Annotated in this window: 18 protein-coding genes; 10 read left to right on the top strand and 8 right to left on the bottom strand. The window is 71.2% G+C overall.

Annotated features, from left to right (window positions below):
- Positions 1 to 109: 109 nt before the first annotated feature.
- Positions 110 to 1,606 carry a carboxyl transferase domain-containing protein gene (locus tag ABZU75_RS38510; protein ID WP_355565731.1) on the top strand — a complete coding sequence of 499 codons (1,497 nt, stop codon included), beginning with the start codon at positions 110 to 112 and terminating at the stop codon, positions 1,604 to 1,606.
- A 100-nt stretch (positions 1,607 to 1,706) separates the two neighbouring features.
- Here the strand turns inward: ABZU75_RS38510 and ABZU75_RS38505 are convergent, their stop codons facing one another.
- Genes ABZU75_RS38505 through ABZU75_RS38490 form a run of 4 tightly spaced genes read right to left on the bottom strand, consistent with a single transcriptional unit; the run spans position 1,707 to position 4,345 of the window.
- Entirely contained in the window at positions 1,707 to 2,138 is a 432-nt protein-coding gene (locus ABZU75_RS38505) for a hypothetical protein (RefSeq protein ID WP_350929501.1), read from the bottom strand.
- The gene (locus tag ABZU75_RS38500) at positions 2,135 to 2,596 is read right to left on the bottom strand and encodes a hypothetical protein (protein ID WP_355565728.1); all 462 of its coding nucleotides are present in this window, start codon (positions 2,594 to 2,596) and stop codon (positions 2,135 to 2,137) included. Before ABZU75_RS38500 ends, ABZU75_RS38505 begins: the two co-directional genes overlap by 4 nt.
- Positions 2,597 to 2,606: 10 nt before the next feature.
- Complete coding sequence (locus tag ABZU75_RS38495) at positions 2,607 to 3,401, bottom strand: carbon-nitrogen hydrolase family protein (protein WP_355565725.1); 795 nt, start codon at positions 3,399 to 3,401, stop codon at positions 2,607 to 2,609.
- The gene (locus ABZU75_RS38490; RefSeq protein ID WP_355565722.1) at positions 3,398 to 4,345 is read right to left on the bottom strand and encodes a DUF418 domain-containing protein; all 948 of its coding nucleotides are present in this window, start codon (positions 4,343 to 4,345) and stop codon (positions 3,398 to 3,400) included. Before ABZU75_RS38490 ends, ABZU75_RS38495 begins: the two co-directional genes overlap by 4 nt.
- Before the next feature lie 329 nt (positions 4,346 to 4,674).
- On the opposite strand from ABZU75_RS38490, the gene ABZU75_RS38485 reads away from it, so the two are divergent.
- Together ABZU75_RS38485 and ABZU75_RS38480 are read left to right on the top strand one after the other, a co-directional pair.
- Entirely contained in the window at positions 4,675 to 4,878 is a 204-nt protein-coding gene (locus tag ABZU75_RS38485) for a ribbon-helix-helix protein, CopG family (RefSeq protein ID WP_343967286.1), read from the top strand.
- A complete protein-coding gene (locus ABZU75_RS38480) occupies positions 4,875 to 5,255 on the top strand; it encodes a type II toxin-antitoxin system death-on-curing family toxin (protein ID WP_355565718.1) in 381 nt (126 codons plus the stop codon). Before ABZU75_RS38485 ends, ABZU75_RS38480 begins: the two co-directional genes overlap by 4 nt.
- Before the next feature lie 165 nt (positions 5,256 to 5,420).
- Here ABZU75_RS38480 and ABZU75_RS38475 read toward each other — a convergent pair whose 3' ends face one another.
- Together ABZU75_RS38475 and ABZU75_RS38470 are read right to left on the bottom strand one after the other, a co-directional pair.
- Complete coding sequence (locus ABZU75_RS38475; RefSeq protein ID WP_355565715.1) at positions 5,421 to 6,272, bottom strand: SWIM zinc finger family protein; 852 nt, start codon at positions 6,270 to 6,272, stop codon at positions 5,421 to 5,423.
- Between the two features lie 43 nt (positions 6,273 to 6,315).
- The gene (locus ABZU75_RS38470; protein WP_355565738.1) at positions 6,316 to 9,444 is read right to left on the bottom strand and encodes a DEAD/DEAH box helicase; all 3,129 of its coding nucleotides are present in this window, start codon (positions 9,442 to 9,444) and stop codon (positions 6,316 to 6,318) included.
- Positions 9,445 to 9,653: 209 nt separating this feature from the next.
- On the opposite strand from ABZU75_RS38470, the gene ABZU75_RS38465 reads away from it, so the two are divergent.
- From ABZU75_RS38465 to ABZU75_RS38455, 3 genes are all read left to right on the top strand, one after another.
- Entirely contained in the window at positions 9,654 to 10,826 is a 1,173-nt protein-coding gene (locus ABZU75_RS38465; protein ID WP_355565712.1) for a pyridoxal phosphate-dependent aminotransferase, read from the top strand.
- Positions 10,827 to 10,965: 139 nt separating this feature from the next.
- Entirely contained in the window at positions 10,966 to 11,880 is a 915-nt protein-coding gene (locus ABZU75_RS38460; protein WP_355565735.1) for a tetrahydrofolate dehydrogenase/cyclohydrolase catalytic domain-containing protein, read from the top strand.
- Between the two features lie 196 nt (positions 11,881 to 12,076).
- On the top strand, positions 12,077 to 12,580 hold the full coding sequence (locus tag ABZU75_RS38455; protein ID WP_350952672.1) for an RICIN domain-containing protein: 504 nt from the start codon (positions 12,077 to 12,079) through the stop codon (positions 12,578 to 12,580).
- A 105-nt stretch (positions 12,581 to 12,685) separates the two neighbouring features.
- Here ABZU75_RS38455 and ABZU75_RS38450 read toward each other — a convergent pair whose 3' ends face one another.
- Positions 12,686 to 14,272 (bottom strand): MDR family MFS transporter, encoded by a 1,587-nt coding sequence (locus ABZU75_RS38450; protein ID WP_355565708.1) that lies wholly within the window; start codon positions 14,270 to 14,272, stop codon positions 12,686 to 12,688.
- A gap of 81 nt (positions 14,273 to 14,353) precedes the next feature.
- Here ABZU75_RS38450 and ABZU75_RS38445 point away from each other — a divergent pair, with 81 nt between their 5' ends.
- On the top strand, positions 14,354 to 14,914 hold the full coding sequence (locus ABZU75_RS38445; RefSeq protein ID WP_355565705.1) for a TetR family transcriptional regulator: 561 nt from the start codon (positions 14,354 to 14,356) through the stop codon (positions 14,912 to 14,914).
- On the opposite strand, the gene ABZU75_RS38440 is transcribed toward ABZU75_RS38445, so the two are convergent.
- Positions 14,904 to 15,800: a cation diffusion facilitator family transporter gene (locus ABZU75_RS38440; RefSeq protein ID WP_355565702.1), complete on the bottom strand. Its 897-nt coding sequence runs from the start codon at positions 15,798 to 15,800 to the stop codon at positions 14,904 to 14,906. The two genes, ABZU75_RS38445 and ABZU75_RS38440, sit on opposite strands and share 11 nt — an antisense overlap.
- A 252-nt stretch (positions 15,801 to 16,052) precedes the next feature.
- Between ABZU75_RS38440 and ABZU75_RS38435 the strand changes: the two genes are divergently transcribed.
- The 3 genes from ABZU75_RS38435 to ABZU75_RS38425 form a co-directional block, all read left to right on the top strand.
- Positions 16,053 to 17,789 carry a fatty acyl-AMP ligase gene (locus ABZU75_RS38435; protein ID WP_355565699.1) on the top strand — a complete coding sequence of 579 codons (1,737 nt, stop codon included), beginning with the start codon at positions 16,053 to 16,055 and terminating at the stop codon, positions 17,787 to 17,789.
- Positions 17,790 to 17,791: 2 nt separating this feature from the next.
- Positions 17,792 to 18,064 (top strand): acyl carrier protein, encoded by a 273-nt coding sequence (locus ABZU75_RS38430; RefSeq protein ID WP_030923661.1) that lies wholly within the window; start codon positions 17,792 to 17,794, stop codon positions 18,062 to 18,064.
- Positions 18,061 to 19,200: MMPL family transporter (locus ABZU75_RS38425; RefSeq protein WP_355565694.1), on the top strand; the 1,140-nt coding region annotated here is incomplete at its 3' end. The genes ABZU75_RS38430 and ABZU75_RS38425, both read left to right, overlap by 4 nt.

Here is a 19,200-nt window from a genome sequence, read left to right as displayed (position 1 = left end):
TGCTCCAACGAGCCGACGGCTACGGCTACACCACCCACCCGGAAACGCGGCACCGCGCCGCGTTTCCTCCCCCGCCCGAAGGCGGGGGTCTCCACGCTGGAGGTATCTGATGACCCCGGCGCGGCCCGACGCGCGGACCCTGATCGACACCTTCCTCGATCCCGGTACCTGGCTCTCGTGGGACGAGCCGCCCGCCGACCCCTCCCCGACCAACCCGGGATACGCCGAGGAGCTGGCCGTGACCCGAGCCAGGACGGGATACGACGAGGCGGTGATCTCCGGGGAGGGACTGCTCGACGGGCGCCGGGTGGCGATCGTCGCGTGCGAGTTCTCCTTCCTGGCCGGCTCGATCGGGGTGGCCGCCGCCGAGCGGCTCACCGCCGCGATCGAGCGGGCCACCGCCGAGCGGCTCCCGCTGCTGGCGGCCCCCGCCTCGGGGGGCACCCGGATGCAGGAGGGCGCGGTGGCCTTCGTCCAGATGGTGAAGGTCACCGCCGCCGTGGCCGCGCACCGCGCCGCGGGCCTGCCGTACGTCGTCTACCTGCGCCATCCCACCACCGGCGGCGTCTTCGCCTCCTGGGGCTCGCTGGGGCACGTCACCGCGGCCGAGCCGGGCGCGCTGATCGGGTTCCTGGGGCCGAGGGTGTTCGAGGCGCTGCACGGCTACCCGTTTCCCGAGGGTGTTCAGGTCGCCGAGAATCTCTTCGCCCACGGCCTGGTCGACGCCGTGGTGTCGGCCGAGGACGCCCGGCGGGTCGCCATCCGGGTGCTCGCCGTGCTGTGCGCCCCCCGTGAGGGGCTGGATCCGGGTCCCGAGCCGGACGAGTGGATCCCGGTGGTGCAGGCGTGGGACGCGATCAGCCGCTCCCGCCGCGACGACCGCCCCGGCGTGCGGGCGCTGCTCAAGCTCGGAGCCTCCGAGGCCACCTCGCTCAACGGCACCGGTGTGGGCGAGCACGATCCCGGGCTGATCCTCGCCCTGGCCAGGTTCGGCGAGGTCCCCGCGGTCGTGCTCGGTCAGGACCGGCGGCGCCAGCGGATCGACGCCCCGCTCGGCCCGGCCGGGCTCCGGGTCGCCAGGAGGGGGATGCGCCTGGCCTCCGAGCTGGGGTTGCCACTGGTCACCGTGATCGACACCGCCGGGGCCGCGCTCTCCAGGGCGGCGGAGGAGGGCGGCCTGGCCGCCGAGATCGCCCGCTCCGTGGCCGACCTGGTGATGCTCGACGCCCCGACCGTCTGCCTGCTGCTGGGGGAGGGCGCGGGCGGCGCCGCCCTCGCGCTGCTCCCCGCCGACCGGGTGCTCTGCGCCCAGCACGGCTGGTTGTCGCCGCTCTCCCCGGAGGGAGCGTCGGCGCTGCTGTACCGGAGTGTCGACTTCGCCCCGGAGATCGCCGAGGCCCAGGGGGTGAGATCCACGGACCTGCGCCGGGACGGCCTTGTCGACCGGATCATCCCGGAGTTCCCCGACGCCGCCTACGAGCCGGAGGCGTTCTGCCGCCGGGTCTCGCGGGCACTGGAGTACGAGATCGCGACCCTGCTGGGGCAGCCCCCCGCGGACCGCCTCGCCGCCAGGCTCTCCCGCTACCGCCGGCTCGGCGTGGGCTGAGCGGGCGGCGGCGACGGGATAACGGCGGGTCTCCATCCCGGCCGTGCGTCGTGGCAGGTCACCTGGGAGCCCTCAGGCGGACGTCAGGCGCGAGGGGAGGTCACGGCTCCGAGAGCACCGGGGTGAGCGGGACCGGCAGGCGCTCGATCCGCACGGAGAAGACCTCGTCGCGGGGGACGACCACCTCGTACGCCCCGTGGTCGACCATCCAGTAGCCCAGGGCCTCGGCCTTCACCCCGCTGTGCCCGGTGTAGGCGATGTGCAGGCTCTCCTCACCGTTCTCCTCGGAGACGTCAAGGACCAGGCAGGGCTCACCGCCGAACGCGCCGACGGTGCGGACCAGCACCAGCCAGTCGAGGTCCTCGCGCGCGACGACCAGCCGCCAGTAGCCGGAGGCCGCCTCGAAGCCCGGCCGGGCCTCCTCGTTGAACAGCACCACCTCGGTGGTACCCGGGCCGAGGGCGGCGGCGTACGTCCGGCCGGAGTAGTGGGCGGCGAACCCCGAGGCCACCGGCTCGATCTCGGCGCTCATGAGGCGGGCCGCCAGCTCAGGCCGTCGTAGCGGCCGAAGAGGCGCTCCTCGCCGTCGGTCACGTGGATGATCTCGGCCCCGGCGGGGATCGGCATGGGCGTGGTGTGGAACTGCGGCACGACGTGATCCCGCGAGGCGGTGAAGCCGTTCCCGGCGAAGGGCGGTGAATCGTTCCAGTCACCACCCATGTGCGGGCCATACGGCACGACGTAGGCGTCCATGTCGCGGGCGTACCAGCGCATCAGATAGATCTCCGGGACGGTGGCGGTCAGCTCCGAGCCGTCGAACCCCAGGTCGAGACCGGCGAAGAGCTGAGCGGGGGTGGTCAGCCGCGCGCAGTCCTGAACCCGGTACACGTATCCGGAGATCACGGTGCGTCTGCCGGCCAGATAGGGCACGAGCAGCCGAGGAGGTATGACCTTCTGCATCTGCGTTCTACGCCCAGGTGGATCACTCACGGTCGGCATTTTACGATCCACCGGCCCGGAGTCGCCGGTGTTCCAGGCACGGCAGGGCATTCCGGGTGGCAATCGTGATCTGGGAGTCGAATTCGCATATCTGTACGCCGGGTCCGGAGCCCATATCGGTGCGTACCACCCCCATCGGGTCGACCAGCATGCTCCGCCCGATCCCGAAGTTGTCGCGGGCCTCCGGATTCGGCGCCTGGCCCACGGCCGCGACCCAGGTGGTGTTCTCGATCGCCCGGGCCCTGACGAGGGTGGTCCAGTGCTCCTCCTTCATCGGCCCGGAACCCCACGCGGCGATCACCGCGAACAACTCGGCCCCGGCGTCCACCAGGGCTCTGGTCAGCTCGGGGAAGCGGATGTCGTAGCAGGTGACCAGGCCCACCCGGAGCCCGGCCAGCTCCACCACGACCGGCGTGTCGCCCGGCGCGACCAGCTCGGATTCGCGGGCGCCGAATGAGTCGAACAGGTGGATCTTCCGGTAGGCCGCCTCGATCGAGCCGGTGGGGCCGATGGCGACCGCGGTGTTGTGGACCCGATGATCACCGGGTTCGAACACCCCCGCGATCACCGAAAGGCCGTGCTCCCGTGCGGCTTCGGCCAGCCCGGTGACGAACGGTCCGTCCAGCGGCTGGGCGAGGTCGGTGATTCTCCTGCCGTACCGGGTGAGCGTGGCCTCCGGGAAGATCGCCAGCTCGGCGCCGCCCGCGGCGGCCTCGCCGAGGGCCGTGCGGGCACGGTCGAGGTTGGCGGCGGGGTCTTCCGAGACCGGGATCTGGCAGAGGGCGATGCGCGTCACGGGTGTGACCCTATCCGTCGGTTCGGCACTCGTTCCATCCACGTGAGGCTCCGCCACGCCCATTCCAGTGGTCCGTACCTGAATCTGGCCAGCCACGCCCGGCTGAACAGCACCTGAAACACCAGGACGGCGACCGAGAGCGCCACACCGGCCAGCCGGGTCGCATCCGAGGTGAGCAGTGGCAGGAAGAGCAGGATGATCGGTGTGCTCATCAGGTAGTTGGTCAGCGCCATCCGGCCGAGCGGCGCCAGGGCCGCCAGCAGCGGGTCACGCAGCCGGGTCCTGAGCGCCAGCAGCAACCCGGTGCAGTAGGCCGTGGCGGCGGCGAGCCCGGCGGCCGGGTAGACGGCCCGGTTGAAGAGGACGGGGTCGCCCGCGATACGTACCCAAAGCCAGGTGAGCGCCACGCCCAGCACCACGCTCGCCGCGAACGCGAACGGCAGCAGCCACTCGGGCGGTGGCCGCTGCATCATGGCCATGCCCAGCACGAACAGGCCGGGGATGAGGATCACCCCGCCGCCCTGGTGTACCGCCCAGGCGGTGAGGGCGACGCCCAGCAGCACCACCGCGGGCTGCGGGAAGAACGAGGCGGGCAGCAGGATCAGCGCCCCGAAGATCGCGTAGGGCAGGAGCACCTCGCCGGGGTTGACGATCTGGTGGAGCGCGCCCAGCGCCGCGAGCACCGCCAGCCTGCGCAGCAGTACGGCCCGGGGGCTCTCGGCCCGCTCGGCCGCCGACCGGAGGAAGAGGACGAAGCTCAGCCCGAACAGGAACGAGAAGATCGGATAGAACCTGCTCTGCAGCAGGTTGTCGATCACCCAGTCGACCGCGTTCTGGCCTGGGTTCCTCAGCTGGTCGCGGGTGTGCTGCCAGGTGTTGACCAGCATGATCCCGCACACCGCGAAGCCGCGGAGCGCGTCGAGCTCATGGAATCGTCGGGTCACAGGAAATAGACGTATCACCCCATAATCAACTATGCATAGATGATCTCCCCCGTAAGCCCTCTCGGAGGTGTGGCGATCGCCGCCCGCGCGAACCCGCGAGCGGGACATCACACCGGTACCGCGACACCATCGCGGGGTTCTCGGCCGGTTCGGCTCTCCCCGGGTGACCCTGGTCGGGCGGTGATCCCGGCCCGCTGACCGGCTGGACCGAGGATGTGAAGTCCTTGCCGGATGTCGTCCGGCAAAACGAGTTGCCACTCTGGGTAACGACTTCTATCCTCTCGGTTATGGTATCGCCGTGATACCAGATTCGCCGTACGGTGGGAGGCATGGCTATGACATTGCGGCTCTCCGACGAGCAGACCGAAGCCCTCCGGCGACGCGCGGAGCGAGAGGGACGGAGCATGCAGCAGGTGGTGCTGGCGGCCGTGGAGGAATACCTGGTGCGCCACTCCGATGACGAGGAGGTTCATCGGCTCGGCGTGGAAGCGGTGCGCCGATGGAAACCCGTTCTTGATCGGCTCGCCGAATGACCCGTTGTCTCACGGTGGAGCAGGTTCTCGATCTCGCGGAGTTGGCCATCGGGGCTACGCCGGAACTGCGCGACCTGGGTCTGCTCGATTCCGCCGTGCACAGGCCCCAGGCGTCCATGTTCGGGCAGGAGGCATATCCGGACCTGTTCGCCAAAGCCGCGGCCCTGCTTCATTCACTGGCCGCCAATCATCCGTTCGTGGATGGAAACAAGCGGGTGGCGTGGGTGGCGACGGTCGTCTTCCTGGCATGGAACGGGAGGGCGATCGACACCGGCGATGACGAGGCTTATGACCTCGTCATCGCCGTCGCCTCGGGCAAGCTCACCGAGGTCGATGAGATCGCCGACGTGCTCCGGAGCTTCGCCGTGACCCTTTGAGGCGGGCCTACCCCGTCGCCGGCCGGTGGCGCCCCGTTGGGCGGGGAGGAGCCGGGCGCGCCCGATCTCCGTCCCCGCCTCGGGGAAAGTGCCGCAGGATCCTCCCGTCCAGCAGCGGCGGTGGAACCGGTTGAGGTCGTCCGTTCTCCGATGACCGGCGCCGGGTCAGGTGTCGTCGCTGTCGGCGAAGGTCCGGTAGGCGGGGCGGAGGAGGTCCAGGATGGGGATGTGCCGGGCCTTGATCTGTGGCGGGTCGAGGGTGCGCAGTAGCAGGTCGGGTGGGGGGACGGGGAGGCCGGTACGGTCGCGGAGCCGGGCCGGGGAGACGCTCGGCTCGTAGAAGGCGGTCAGCCGGTCGGTGAACGGCGCGTCGTCCACGTCGAACAGTCCAGGTCTGTTCTCGCCGGAGCCGGAGCCGGGCGCGGTGGTGCCGCCCGCCTCGCGGAGGGCGTCGAGCAGGGCGTTCCTGGCGATGCCCCGCCAGGCCAGCACCAGGAACGGGTCGTCGTCGAACCTCTCGGCCAGCACGTACAGCACGGCGGACAGGTGTTTGCAGGGGAAGCCCCAGTCGGGACACGAGCAGGTCATGTCCAGGTCGCCGGTGTCGGGGAAGAGCGGCAGGCGGCAGGCGCGGAAGGCGTCCTCGATCTCCGGCGGCATCTCGCCGGCGAGCAGCTTGGCCCGGTAGAGGGCCTGGGCGGCCAGCGCGTCGGTGAGCTTACGCCACTGGTCCGCCCGGTAGGAGGTGATCTGGATCTCGACCCGGTACGGGGTGCGCCGAGACCCCTGGACCCGGGCCGTGACCAGCCCCGGCCCGAGCTCTGTGTCGAGGACCTGGCCGGAGCGGGCGTACGAGCGGCCCCGGCCGAGCCTGCCCGGGTCACAGACGTCTTCGAGGATGTCGATGAACCGGCGCGACCACCACCGCTCGCCGATCGAGCCCCGCTTGCTGCGGACCCGGATGCCGCCCTCGACCCGGATCGGCACGGACGGCTCGAACCAGCCGCTCCTGCTCATGACGCCTCCTCGCGGACCCGTACCGAAAACGCGCCGCGCCCGCTCATGAGACAGCCTCAGGTCCGAGACGGAACAGCTCATGTAGCCGGTCGGTGGACAGGCCGGTGATCCAGTCCTCGCCGGTGCCGACGACGCTCTCGGCGAGCGCCTGCTTGCGCTCGATCATCTCGTCGATTCTCTCCTCCAGGGTGCCGACGCAGATGAACTTCCTGACCTGCACGTTCCTGGTCTGGCCGATCCGGAACGCCCGGTCGGTCGCCTGGTTCTCCACGGCGGGATTCCACCACCGGTCCACGTGGATGACATGGTTGGCCGCGGTCAGGTTGAGCCCGGTGCCCGCCGCCTTGAGCGAGAGCAGGAAGAGCATCGGTTCGTCGTCGTCCTGGAACCGCTCCACCAGCGCGTCCCGCTGTCTCTTCGGCAGCCCGCCGTGCAGCCAGAGCACCGGGCGGTCCAGGTGCGCCGAGAGGTACGGCTGGAGCAGCGTGCCGAACTCGGCGTACTGGGTGAAGACCAGCGCCTTGTCGCCCTCGCCGACGATCTCCTCCGCCAGTTCCTCCAGCCGGGCCAGCTTCCCCGACCGGCCGGGCAGCCGCGAGTTGTCCTTGAGCAGGTGCGCCGGATGGTTGCAGACCTGCTTGAGCTTCAGCATGGTCGCGAGCACGTTGCCGCGCCGCTCGATGCCCTCGCTGCCGGCGATCCTGTCCATCATGTCGGTGACCACCGCCTGGTAGAGGGTGGCCTGTTCGGGGGTGAGGGTGCACCAGACCTTCATCTCCATCTTGTCCGGCAGGTCGGAGATGATGGTCTTGTCGGTCTTGAGGCGCCGGAGCACGAACGGCCCGGTGGCGCGCCGGAGCGCGGCGGTCGCGGTGGCGTCGCCGTCCCGCTCGATCGGCTCCTGGTAGCGCTCCCGGAACGTCCTGGCCGAACCGAGCAGGCCGGGGTTGCAGAACTCCATCAGGGACCAGAGTTCGGCCAGGTGGTTCTCGACCGGCGTGCCGGTCAGCGCGAACCTGCTCCTGGCCGGCAGCGCCCGTACGGCCTGTGCCTGCCTGGCGGCGCTGTTCTTGATGGCCTGCGCCTCGTCACAGACGACCCTGGCCCAGGAGAGGCCGGTCAGCGTCTCGCGGTCCCGCAGGGCGGTGCCGTACGTGGTGAGGACCAGGTCCGCCCGCTCCACCCGCCGGGTGAGTTCCGCCCCGCGCAGCCTGGTGGTGCCGTGGTGCAGGTAGACCTCCAGCGAGGGGGCGAACCTGGCGGCCTCCTTCTGCCAGTTGCTGAGCAGCGACATCGGGCAGACCAGCAGGGTCGGCCCCGGCCGCACGCCCGTCGCACGCTCGTTGAGCAGCAGGGAGAGGGTCTGCGCGGTCTTTCCCAGGCCCATGTCGTCGGCGAGGATGCCGCCGAGCCCGATCTCGGACATGAAGCTGAGCCAGGACAGCCCGCGCTCCTGGTACGGCCTGAGCACGCCGTGGAAGTCGGCCGGAGTCGTGATCGGTACGAGGCGGCGGTCGGCCTCGCCGGACAGCAGGTCGCCGAGGAGACCGTCGGCGTCCACCCCGACGACCGGCAGTTCCTCGTCGCCGCCGTGGATGACCTCCTGGATCACCTCGCCGACGGTCATCTCACCCGATCGGCGCCGCTCGACGGCTCTGAGCGCGGCGGTGAGCTGCCGGTCGTCCAGCTCGACCCAGCGGCCCCGCACCCGGACCAGCGGCACCTTGAGCCTGGCCAGCTCGGCCAGTTCCTCCTCGCTGATCGTCTCGTCGCCGATCGCCAGGTCCATCCGGAAGTTCACCAGCTGGTGCAGCCCGAAACCCTGGTCGGCCGCCGCGCCGGGACCGGTCGGCTGCGAGCGGGCGGTGAGCTTGAGGCCGAGCCTCGTGGTGCCGGCCCAGGCGGGTAGTTGCACGCCGAACCCGGCGGCCTGCAGGAGCGGGGCGGCCTGGCGGAGAAACGCGAACGCGCCGGCCGTGTCGAGGACCAGCTCGGAAGGACGGCGATCGCGCAGCGCCTCTCCCACCCTGGGGTAAAGGCGTGCCGCCCGGCCGAGCCCGGCGAGCAGCGCCTCGTCGGGACGCCCCGGCAGGCCGGGAGCGGTCTCACCGGCCCAGATGAGCGGCGCGGGAAGGTAGAGGCTCAGGTCGTCCGAGGACTGGAGGGCGAACTCCAACCGCCAGCGGGAGCCGTCGGGGGGCGGTGCCGGACGGCCGCCGTACTCCGCGACGAGGTCGCGGGCGGGCTCGGGCTCCGGGCCGCTCTCGGGCTCGGTCAGCCGGAAGCACACCCTGACCGGGCCGTCGAGCCGGTGCGCGGAGTCGAACCACTCGCGGAGCGGCCCGGCCAGCTTCTCCGCCGAGGTCCGGGTCAGCCCGGGAAGCGCGGCGTCCGCACCGGTGAGGGCGACCATCCAGCGGTCCGGGAGGGGAGCGCGCGGTCCCGGCCGGTGCCCGCCGAGCAGGCGGTCGGGGAGCGCCCGCCGTACCGCGGCGTCGGCGAGGCAGGCCACGGCCTCGATCAGCACGTGGGCCGAGGGCCGCTCCTCGACGACGGCCCGGCAGACGGGCGGCATCGCGGCGGCCAGCTCACGGAAGCGGGCCGCGTAGGGACCGGTCAGCACGGGACGCCACCGGGCCGCGTGGCCCGCGTCCTCGGCGACGAGCTGTGGCAGCACCCGGCCCCGGCGGATCAGATCACGGGTGTACGCCGCGACGGCGGCGAGATAGCGCAGGGAGGCGCCGGGGACCGGCGCCCGGTCCTCTCCGTCGGGGAACTCGTCGGGTTCGTACCTCTCCGCAGGTAGACGGGTCACCTCGTCCACGGCGTCGAGCAGGCTCAGTGCCGCGCCGGGCTCGATCAGCAGGGCGGGCACCCGCCAGCGGCCGATCTTCGGCTGCCGCGCGCCGATCTCGATCCCGGACTCGGCGGAGGGCAGCGGGCTCCGCGCGGAGCCGGGCAGCAGCAGGACGAGCTCTTCGGGGACGGCCTTGCCCACGGCCGCCGCCGCGATCTCTCCCCAGAGCGGCACCCCGCCCGCCAGGGCCGTCGCCGGGGCCGCGAACGGATGCGGCCGGACCTTCGCCCGAGAGGCGCTCCCGGCGGAACCGTCCGCATCCTCCCCCCACAGTGCCAGCCTGTCACCGACCCAGGCCCCATGGATGACCAGCACCGCCAAGCCCCCTCCTCACGCCACGAAAAACCGTAACAGCTGTGGCGCGGCGGGTGGCCCTCGTCCGCGGAGCGCCAGGTGGCCGGTGCTGCTCTCGCGCACCGACGACTCCGGCGGTATGCGAGGTGAAGTGATCGGTTGATCCGCGCCGGCGCCGTACCCGCACGGTCGCGGACGAGTGATCCGGGGCGCCGATTACGCTGGGGCGCGTGGACGATCCTTTGGTGACACGGATGCGCGGGTTCGGCACGACCATCTTCGCCGAGATGTCGGCGCTGGCCCTGCGGACGGATTCGATCAATCTGGGGCAGGGCTTTCCCGACACCGACGGGCCCACGGCGATGCTGGAGCGTGCGGTGTCGGCGATCCGCGAGGGCGCCAACCAGTACCCGCCGGGGCCGGGCGTGCCCGAGCTGCGCCAGGCCGTCTGTGAGCACCACAAGGACCACTACGGCCTCTCCTTCGACCCCGACGGCGAGATCCTCGTCACCGTCGGCGCCACCGAGGCCGTCGCGGCGGCGATCCTGGCGCTCTGCGAGCCAGGGGACGAGGTGATCGCGTTCGAACCGTACTACGACTCCTACGCCGCCTCCGTCGCCCTCGCCGGAGCGGTGCTTCGCCCGGTCACCCTGCGCCCCGTCGAGGGCCGCTTCACCTTCGACCCCGCCGAGCTGCGCGCCGCGGTCGGCCCGCGCACCCGCGTCGTCCTGGTCAACTCCCCGCACAATCCCACCGGCACGGTCCTCACCCGTGCCGAGCTGGACGAGATCGCCCTGCTCTGCCAGGAGCGCGATCTGATCGCCGTCACCGACGAGGTCTACGAGCACCTCACCTTCGACGGCGTCGAGCACGTCCCGCTGGCCACCCTGCCCGGCATGCGGGAGCGGACCGTGATGATCTCCTCGGCCGGCAAGACCTTCTCGGTCACCGGCTGGAAGACCGGCTGGATCTGCGGCCCGGCCGAGCTGGTCAGGGCCGTGCAGACCGTCAAGCAGTTCCTCACCTTCACCGCCGCCGCGCCCTGGCAGCTCGCCGTCGCCCACGGCCTCCGCCACGAGCTGGACTGGGTCTCCCGTCTCCGGGCCGACCTGGAGTCCAAGCGCGACCGGCTGGCGGCGGGGCTGGCCGCGGCGGGCTTCGAGGTCTACCGCCCCGCGGGCACCTACTTCGTGCAGACCGACATCCGCCCCCTCGGCTTCACCGACGGCCTCGCCCTGGCCCGGGAGCTGCCGTCCCTGGCGGGCGTGGTCGCCGTCCCCACCCAGGTCTTCTACGCCCGCCCCGAGCGTGGAAGCCACTTCGTCCGCTTCGCCTTCTGCAAGAGGGACGAGGTCATCGATGAGGCGGTGAGCCGCCTGGCCCGGCTCGGCACCCCCTCCTGACGGGTGGGGCGGTTCGACCTGGAGGATGCCGATCGGGCATCCTGGAAGTGACGCGACTGGCGGCAAGGGGATGGCATCAACCATCGGGGAGCTCGTCGTGGGAGTCGACCGCCTGGGCGCCCACGCCGAGAGGACACGCATGTCCCAGCCCGTTCGAAACGGCTCAGACGGCTCGGAGTCCGAGAGCGCGCCGTCCGCCCGGCTGCTTCCCGGCGGCCCGGTCGCGCAGAGCATCCTCGCCGACGTGGCCGCGCGGGCGGCCGCGCTGACCCGCCGGGGCGTCACCCCCAGCCTGGCGACGGTTCTCGTCGGCGACGACGACGCCAGCGCCGGATACATCCGGATCAAGCAGCGGCAGGCCGCCGAGCTCGGGTTCGCCTCGCCGCACGAGCACCTGCCCGCGAGCGCCACCCAGGCGGACCTGCACGCGGTCATCACCGCGTTCAACGACGACCCGGCGGTGCACGGGCTGCTCGTGCAGCACCCCGTCCCCAGGCACCTCGACTACGACCGGGCCCTGCAGGTCATGGATCCCGACAAGGACGTCGACGGCATGCACCCGCTCAACATCGGGCGGCTGGCGCTGGAGCTTCCCGGTCCGCTGCCGTGCACGCCCGCGGGGATCGAGGCGCTGCTCGCCTACTACGACATCCCGGTCGCCGGTCGGGAGGTGGTCATCCTCGGGCGCGGGGCCACGCTCGGGCGGCCCCTGTCGATCCTCCTCGCGCAGAAGCGCCCGACGGCGAACGCCGCCGTCACCGTGGTGCACACCGGGGTGAGCGACTGGCCCCGCTACACGCGCCGCGCCGACATCCTCATCGCCGCCGCGGGTGTGCCGGGCATCGTCCAGCCCGAGCACGTCAAGCCCGGTGCCGTCGTCATCGGCGGCGGCGTGCGCTACGAGGGCAGGCGCCTGCTGCCCGACGTCGACGAGTCCTGCGCCCAGGTGGCCGGGGCCATCACCCCCAGGGTCGGCGGGGTCGGGCCCACCACCGTCGCGATGCTGTTCCGAAACGCGATCACCGCGGCCGAGCGCGCGACGGCCTCCAGCTGAGTTCCCCGGTGGCCTCCCCCTGGGAGGCCACCGGGTGGCCGCGTCCCGCGAAACGCCGACCAGTCGTGTCGCCACCCCGAAACCGATCTCCCTGCGTGTACGTTCTGCTGCGGAGAGTAGTCATCGGGGGCGGGGGTCTTCCGATGGTGCACGTCGCTCTCCACTTCCGTAACCCGCAGGAAGGAGAGCATCGACGATGCGACGGAGATTCAGGGTGCTGGCGTCGGCGGCGGCGGTCGCACTCGGTTGCGCGGGGTTCGTCCCCGGTGCGGTGGCCGCATCGAGTTCGGCGTCCGCCGCCTGGGGTCCCATCCGCAGTCACCAGAACTGGCGCTGCCTGGACGCCGATCTGGGCACCATCGGCCCGAACGGCACCAAGGTGCAGCTGTGGGGATGCAATGGCTGGGACAACCAGTCCTGGAGTTATGACGTGTCCAGCCACACGATCCACAGCAAGGAGAACGGGCGCTGCCTGGACGCGGACCTGGGAACCATCAACGCGAACGGCACCAAGGTGCAGCTCTGGGACTGCAACGGCTGGGCCAACCAGAAGTGGATCTACGACGCGACGAGCCACACGATCTACAGCATGTACAACGGGCGCTGCCTGGACGCCGATCTGGGCACCATCGGCTCGAACGGGACCAAGGTGCAGCTGTGGAACTGCAACGGCTGGGCCAACCAGAAGTGGACACTCTGACCGCCGTCACTCTCGGGCGGCGGGACCGCATCCTGTCCTCCCGCGCGCCGGAGCCCGGGGCCGGCGGAGAGTGGGCCGGCCCCGGGCGGTGTGGGGGGAGGTTCGCTACCTGCCGACGGCGACCGGCGGGGCGGTCGGATCGGCGGCGGTGGGCGGGGTGGCGGACCGGGCCGAGCGCAGCGGGATCTCCTTGATCATCAGGACCGTCACCGCGGCGAGGACGGCGATCGGGACGCCGACCAGGAAGACCGCGCTCATCGCCCGGGTGAAGGCCTCCAGGATGATCTCCAGGACCGGTGCGGGGAGTTTGTGGATGGCCTCGGGGGAGCCGAGGCTGGGGGCCGTGCCGCCGCTGAGCGGCAGCTTCGCGGCCTTCGCCAGGGAGATCAGCTCCGCGGTGAGGCGGTTGGCCAGGATCGCGCCGAAGGCGGCGACACCCACCGCGCTGCCCAGGGAGCGGAAGAACGACACGCCGGAGGTCGTCGAGGCGAGGTCCGCCCTGGACACCGCGTTCTGTGCGGCCAGGATCAGGATCTGCATGGTGGCGCCGAGCCCGATGCCGAGCACCGCGTTGTCGACGCCGACGAGCAGCAGCGAGCTGTCGACGTGCAGGCGCGACAGGAGGAACAGGCCGACCCCGACCAGCAGCATGCCCACCGCGGGGAAGATCTTCCATCGGCCGGTTTTGCTGACGAACCTGCCGACCGCGATCGAGGAGACGAGCAGGGCGAGCACCAGGGGAAGGGTCATCAGGCCGGAGCCGGTGGGGCTCATACCCTTGACGATCTGCAGGTACTGGGGCAGGAACATCAGCGCGCCGAACATCGCCGCGCCGACCAGCAGGGAGGCGACGGAGGTGAGCACGAAGGTGCGGTTGCGGAACAGGTGCGGGGGCAGGATCGGGTCGGCCGCCGTGCGCTCGGCGACGACGGCCAGGCCGAACATCACCAGGCTGAGCGCGCCCAGGCCGTAGGTCCATGAGGAGTTCCAGCCGAACTCCTTGCCGCCGAGGGAGAGCAGCAGCATCAGCGCGGTGGTGCCGCCGGTGATGAAGGTCGCACCCCACCAGTCGACCTTGGTGTCGCGGCGGGTGAAGGGCAGCTTCAGCACCTTCTGGATGACGACGAACGCGACCACGGCCAGCGGCACGCAGATCCAGAACGTCCAGCGCCAGGACATGTTGTCCACGATGAACCCGCCGAGCAGCGGGCCGGCCACCGTCGAGACGCCGAAGACCGCGCCGATGTAGCCGGAGTAGCGGCCGCGCTCGCGGGGCTCCACCACGTCGCCGAGGATGATCTGCGGGAGCGCGGCGAGCCCACCGGCGCCGATGCCCTGCACCGCTCTGGCGGCGATGAGCTGGCCCATGTCCTGGGAGAACCCGGCGGCGACGGAGGACACCGCGAAGACGACCAGGGCGACCTGGAACATGAGCTTGCGGCCGTAGAGGTCGGAGACCTTGCCCCAGATCGGGGTGGAGGCGGTCATGGTCAGCAGGGTCGCGCTGGCCACCCATGCGAGCTGGTCCTGGCCGCCGAGCGTGCCGACGATCGTCGGCAACGCGGTTCCCACCACGGACGTCGAGATCATCGACGTCAGCATGGCGAGCATCAGTCCGGCCAGGATCTCCAGCACCTGTCTGTGGGTGAAACTCGGTGCGGCCTCGGCCTGGATCTGTTGTTCGGTCGGCATGAACCGTCCCCCAATGCATGTAGAGTACATATTAAGTTAGTAGACGCTTGTTTACTCGTCAAATCTGGAAGGATTGCTTAGGTGGATGAGACACGGCAGCGCGACAGAGAGGGCACCAGGCGGCGCATCCTCGACGCCGCCCGCCGGTTGTTCGCCGACCTCGGCTACGACCAGGTGACGATGCGGGTGATCGCCGCCGAGGCGGACGCCAACATAGCGCTGATCAACCGTTACTTCGGCAGCAAGCGAGAGCTGTTCGCCGAGGTGCTCGCGATGCAGGGACGTTTCCCCGGCGTCCTGGACTTCCCCGAGGAGGAGCTTCCGCGCCGCCTGGCCGAGTACATCGCCGAGCGGCTCCGCTCGGACCAGGCGAGCCCGGTGATGGCCGCGCTCATCCGGTCGTCCAACTGCCCGGAGATCCACGATCTCATCCGGGACCGGGTCAGTTCGGCGATCCTGGAGCCCCTGTCGGCAAGGCTCTCCGGCCCCGACGCGGCCTTCCGGGCGAGGATCGCCACCGCGCTCATCACCGGGAACGGCACGATGCGCCAGCTCTACGGCCCCGAGTCGAGCGACGTTCCCGACCGTGAGGCGGTGATCGCCCGGCTCACCGCGGTCTTCGAGGCCTGCCTCAGCCAGTGATCATGCGGCATGCCGTGCCGGGGACGTGGTCGACCTGCAGTGTGGTGTGGTCGATGTGGAAGCGCTGGTGCAGCAGCTCGGCCAGCTCGCGGCGGACCTGGTGGCAGTCGCCGCCGGGCATGACGGTCACGTGCGCGGAGAGCGCGGGGAAGCCGCTGGTCACCGTCCACACGTGCAGGTCCTCGACACCCGTCACGCTCGCGTGGGCGATGATCGCGGCGCTCACCTCGGCCGGGTTCACCCCGTCGGGCGCGGCCTCGAACAGGATGCGTCCGGCGTCGCGCAGCAGGCCGTAGGCCGCCTTGGCCATCAGGGCCGCGACGACCAGGGCGGCGATCGCGTCGGCCCGGCCCCAGCCGGTGAGCCAGACGACCGCGCCGGCGATCGCGGTGGCCACGAACGCGTACAGGTCGTTGAGGATGTGCTGGAACGCGCCCTCCACGTTGAGGCTGCTCCGGTCGGCCCTGGCGATGAGCCACGCGGCGACGGCGTTGACCGCGATCCCGGCCAGGGCGGTGCCGAAGACCAGGGCTCCGGCGACCTCGGGCGGCTCGATGAGCCGCCGCACGCTCTCGTAGACGAAGTAGGCGACGAGGGCCACGAACGTCAGCCCGTTGACGGCCGCGGAGAGGATCTCGGCCCGCTTCCAGCCGAAGGTGTAGGCGCCGCGGGCCGGGCGGGCCGCCATCCTCATCGCCACCAGCGCGAGCGCGATGGCGCCGGCGTCGGTGAGCATGTGCCCGGCGTCGGAGATCAGCGCGATGGAGTTGGCGGCGATGCCGATGACGACCTCGACCGCCATGAAGGCGAGCAGCAGGGCGAGCGCCGCTGCGAGGTAGCGGCGGTCGGCGTCGGCGCGGTGCCCGTGGCCATGCCCGTGACCCATCGTAAGATCCATTCTGTCAACACCTGAACACCTGCTCATATATTAAGCAAGGTGAGCCTAACTCGGCAAGGCGCAGCTCCGTCCATGCCCCCGCGCGTGCCCCCGTACACGGACTCCTGGGGCGGAAGCGGGGAGGGGGGAAGATACTAACTTTCGGCGTAAAACCGGGTGAGAGCTTGTGCGGCCCAGGCCTGGGACCGGCTGATCTTTCCTCCTATGTTGGGGTCTCTTGCCATCATGGGAGATGACCAGATGTCCTTTGTGCAGTGGGTGCGCGCGCAGGTGGACCGGCACGGGCACGAACGGTCCTACACCTTCGTGGCGGACCGCAGGGGCGAGCTCGTCGAGCAGGACCGGCTGACCTTCGCCGACCTGGACGCGCGGGCCAGGTCGATCGGCGCCTGGCTGGCGGGGCGGCGGATGGCGGACCAGACGGTGCTGCTGCTCCACCCGGCCGGTCTGGAGTTCCTGACGGCATTCCTGGGTTGCCTGTACTCCCGGGTGGTCGCGGTGCCCTCGCCGCTGCCGCAGACCGATCCCCGCGCGCTGGAGCGCGCCGAGGGGATCATCAAGGACGCCGACGTGCGGCTGGTGCTCACCGACTCGGCCAATCTGGACATGCTCGATGCCTGGCTGCGCGACGTCGGTCTGGACGGCACCGTCGAGTGCGTGGCCACCGACGCCCTCGACCTCCCCGACCCCGATGACTGGACGATGCCCCGGATGGGGCCCGACACCCTCGCCTACATGCAGTACACCTCCGGTTCCACCAGCGAGCCCAGAGGCGTCATGATCACCCATGCCAACCTGCTCCACAACGAGGGGGAGATCTGGCGGGCGATCGGCTCGCCCAAGGTGGGCGTCGGGGTGGGTTGGCTGCCGCACTACCACGACATGGGCCTGGTCGGCATGCTGCTCCAGCCGATCTACGCGGGCGGCGACCTCTACTTCGCCTCGCCGATCGCCTTCGTCATGCGCCCCGCGCTCTGGCTGGAGATGATCAGCCGATACCGGGCCGGATACACCGTCGCGCCGAACTTCGCCTACGAGTGGTGCGCGGCCCGGGTCACCGACGCCCAGGTGGCCGGGCTCGACCTGTCCGGCCTGCGCTTCGCGCTCAACGGGGCCGAGCCGGTGCGTACCGGCACGCTGCGCGCGATGGTGCGCCGCTTCGGAGCCGCGGGCTTCAGCGAGAAGGCATGGGCCCCGGCGTACGGCATGGCCGAGGCGACCCTGGTGATCACCGCCACCCCGCTGGGGCACGGGCCGAAGGTCCGCGGGTTCGACGCCGCGGCGCTGGAGCGGCACGAGGCGGTTCCGGCGGAGAACCCGGGAGAAGGCGTGGAACTGGTCGGTTGCGGGCGGCCGATCAGCATGTCCGTGCACGTCGTCGATCCCGGCACCGGAACCGAGCTGCCGCACGGGCGGGTCGGAGAGCTCTGGGTACGCGGGGAGAGCGTCGCGCGGGGGTACTGGCAGCGTGAGGAGGCGACCCGCGACGCCTTCCGCGGACGCACAGCCACGGGCGAGGGGCCGTTCCTGCGGACCGGGGACCTGGGCTTCCTGCTGGACGGCGAGCTGTACGTCACCGGCCGCATCAAGGACGTCGTCATCGTCAACGGGCGCAACCTCTATCCCCAGGACCTGGAGGAGGCCGCCCGGCGGGTGCACCCGTCGCTGGGGGCCGGGGCGGCCTTCGGGGTACGCGCCGAGGGTGAGCACGTGGTGCTCGTCCAGGAGATTCGCGAGCGGGGCCTCGACGCCCCCGCGGAAGAGCTGGCCCGTGGCGTGCAGGGCGAGCTCGCCCGTTCCTTCGGGCTGCCGTCGATGAGCGTCGTGCTGGTCAGGCGCGGCGGAGTGGGCAAGACCACCAGCGGCAAGATCCAGCGCTCACGCACCCGTGACCTGCTGCTGAACGGATCGCTGCCCGTCGTCCACGCCGAGCTCACGGCGGCCGTCGCCGCGCGCGTCCGATCAGAAGGAGTGTGAACATGTCCGCCGACGCCGGGATCGCCGCAGACCTGGACATCATCCGCGGCTGGCTGGGGGCGCGGGTGGCCTCCTACGTCATGCGCTCACCGGAGGAGATCGACCCGCTGGTGCCGGTCGCCCAGTACGGCATGGACTCCGTCTACTCGCTCAGCCTCTGCGGTGACATCGAGGCCGAGTACGGGCTGGAGATCGAGCCGACCATGGCCTGGGAGCACCCGACGGTCGCGGCCATGGCCGACCACCTGCTGGGACGGCTGAGCACGGGCCGATGAACGGGGCGTCGCCGGCCGGGCTGCTGTGCGGGCTGCTGTGCGGGCGGCGCACGAAGTGGGTGGTACTGCTCGTCTGGCTGGGCGTCGTCGTCGTGGCCGCCTCCCTCGCCGGGCGGCTGGAGTCGGTGCAGCAGGACGACATCGCCGGATACCTCCCCGCCGGCGCGGACTCCGCGCAGGCGGTCAGGCGCATCCTCGGCATGCAGGGGGAGAACCTCTCTCCGGCGACGATCGTCTACGAGCGGCCGGGCGGTCTCGGCGAGGCCGACGACGCCGAGATCGCCAGGGACGTCAAGGCGCTGGCCGGGGTCCCCGGGGTGGTGGCCGAGATGCCCACCCCCACCGGCGGCAGGACCTTCGGGCGTGCGGAGTTCGACAGGGAGCTCGCACCGTACCGGGACGCCCGAGGACGGCTGCCCGCGCAACTGCGAATGGTCGAGCAGAAGTTCCGGACGCCCAGGCTGACCAGGACGATCAAGTTGATCGCCACGCAGCGGTCCGGGGACGGCGAGGCGGTCCAGGTCGTGGTGATCGTCAGGGACCAGGGCGGCAGGGAGACCGCCGAGATCGTCGACCGGATCCGCCGGGTCGTGGACGAGGGCCGCCCCGCGGGACTGGCCGCGCACATCACCGGCATGGTCGGATTCCAGGCCGACGCGCTGGCCGTGTTCTCGACGGTGGACAGCGACCTGCTGCTGGCCGCGATGGGCGTGGCCGTGGTGGTGCTCCTGATCACCTACCGCAGCGCGGTCCTCTGGCTCTTCCCGCTGGGAACGGTGCTGGTCGGGCTGGCCGTCGCGATGGGGGTGAACTACCTGCTCGCCGCCGCGGGCGCGATCACGGTCAGCAGCGTGGCGGTCTCGCTGCTCATGGTCCTGGTGATCGGCGCGGGCACCGACTACGCGCTGCTGGTCATCGCCCGCTACCGCGAGGAGCTGCGCAGGCACGCCGACCGGCACGAGGCGATGGCGGTCGCGCTGCGCAGGGCCGGGCCCGCGGTGGTGGCGAGCGCGGCGACGGTGGTCGCCGCGCTGCGCATCCCGGTGGTGGGCCAGCTCAACACCCCCCGGGTCATCGGCAGAGCGGGGTGGTGGGAAGAGGGGTTATGGCGAGGGGTAGCTAGAGGGGGGCGCCGG

Source organism: Streptosporangium sp. NPDC005286, assembly GCF_040607515.1.
GTDB lineage: Bacteria > Actinomycetota > Actinomycetes > Streptosporangiales > Streptosporangiaceae > Streptosporangium.
The sequence above is the reverse complement of the archived record's forward strand: the minus strand, read 5'-3'. Positions and strand labels throughout refer to the sequence as shown.

What these genes read in the sequence shown, in the direction of transcription:
- ABZU75_RS38435 (WP_355565699.1), top strand. Translation starts at nt 16,053, where the DNA reads ATGTCCTTTGTGCAGTGGGTGCGCGCGCAGGTGGACCGGCACGGGCAC.
- ABZU75_RS38430 (WP_030923661.1), top strand. Translation starts at nt 17,792, where the DNA reads ATGTCCGCCGACGCCGGGATCGCCGCAGACCTGGACATCATCCGCGGC.
- ABZU75_RS38510 (WP_355565731.1), top strand. Translation starts at nt 110, where the DNA reads ATGACCCCGGCGCGGCCCGACGCGCGGACCCTGATCGACACCTTCCTC.
- ABZU75_RS38485 (WP_343967286.1), top strand. Translation starts at nt 4,675, where the DNA reads ATGGCTATGACATTGCGGCTCTCCGACGAGCAGACCGAAGCCCTCCGG.
- ABZU75_RS38450 (WP_355565708.1), bottom strand. Translation starts at nt 14,272, where the DNA reads ATGCCGACCGAACAACAGATCCAGGCCGAGGCCGCACCGAGTTTCACC.
- ABZU75_RS38440 (WP_355565702.1), bottom strand. Translation starts at nt 15,800, where the DNA reads ATGGGTCACGGGCATGGCCACGGGCACCGCGCCGACGCCGACCGCCGC.
- ABZU75_RS38475 (WP_355565715.1), bottom strand. Translation starts at nt 6,272, where the DNA reads ATGAGCAGGAGCGGCTGGTTCGAGCCGTCCGTGCCGATCCGGGTCGAG.
- ABZU75_RS38455 (WP_350952672.1), top strand. Translation starts at nt 12,077, where the DNA reads ATGCGACGGAGATTCAGGGTGCTGGCGTCGGCGGCGGCGGTCGCACTC.
- ABZU75_RS38480 (WP_355565718.1), top strand. Translation starts at nt 4,875, where the DNA reads ATGACCCGTTGTCTCACGGTGGAGCAGGTTCTCGATCTCGCGGAGTTG.
- ABZU75_RS38505 (WP_350929501.1), bottom strand. Translation starts at nt 2,138, where the DNA reads ATGAGCGCCGAGATCGAGCCGGTGGCCTCGGGGTTCGCCGCCCACTAC.
- ABZU75_RS38460 (WP_355565735.1), top strand. Translation starts at nt 10,966, where the DNA reads ATGTCCCAGCCCGTTCGAAACGGCTCAGACGGCTCGGAGTCCGAGAGC.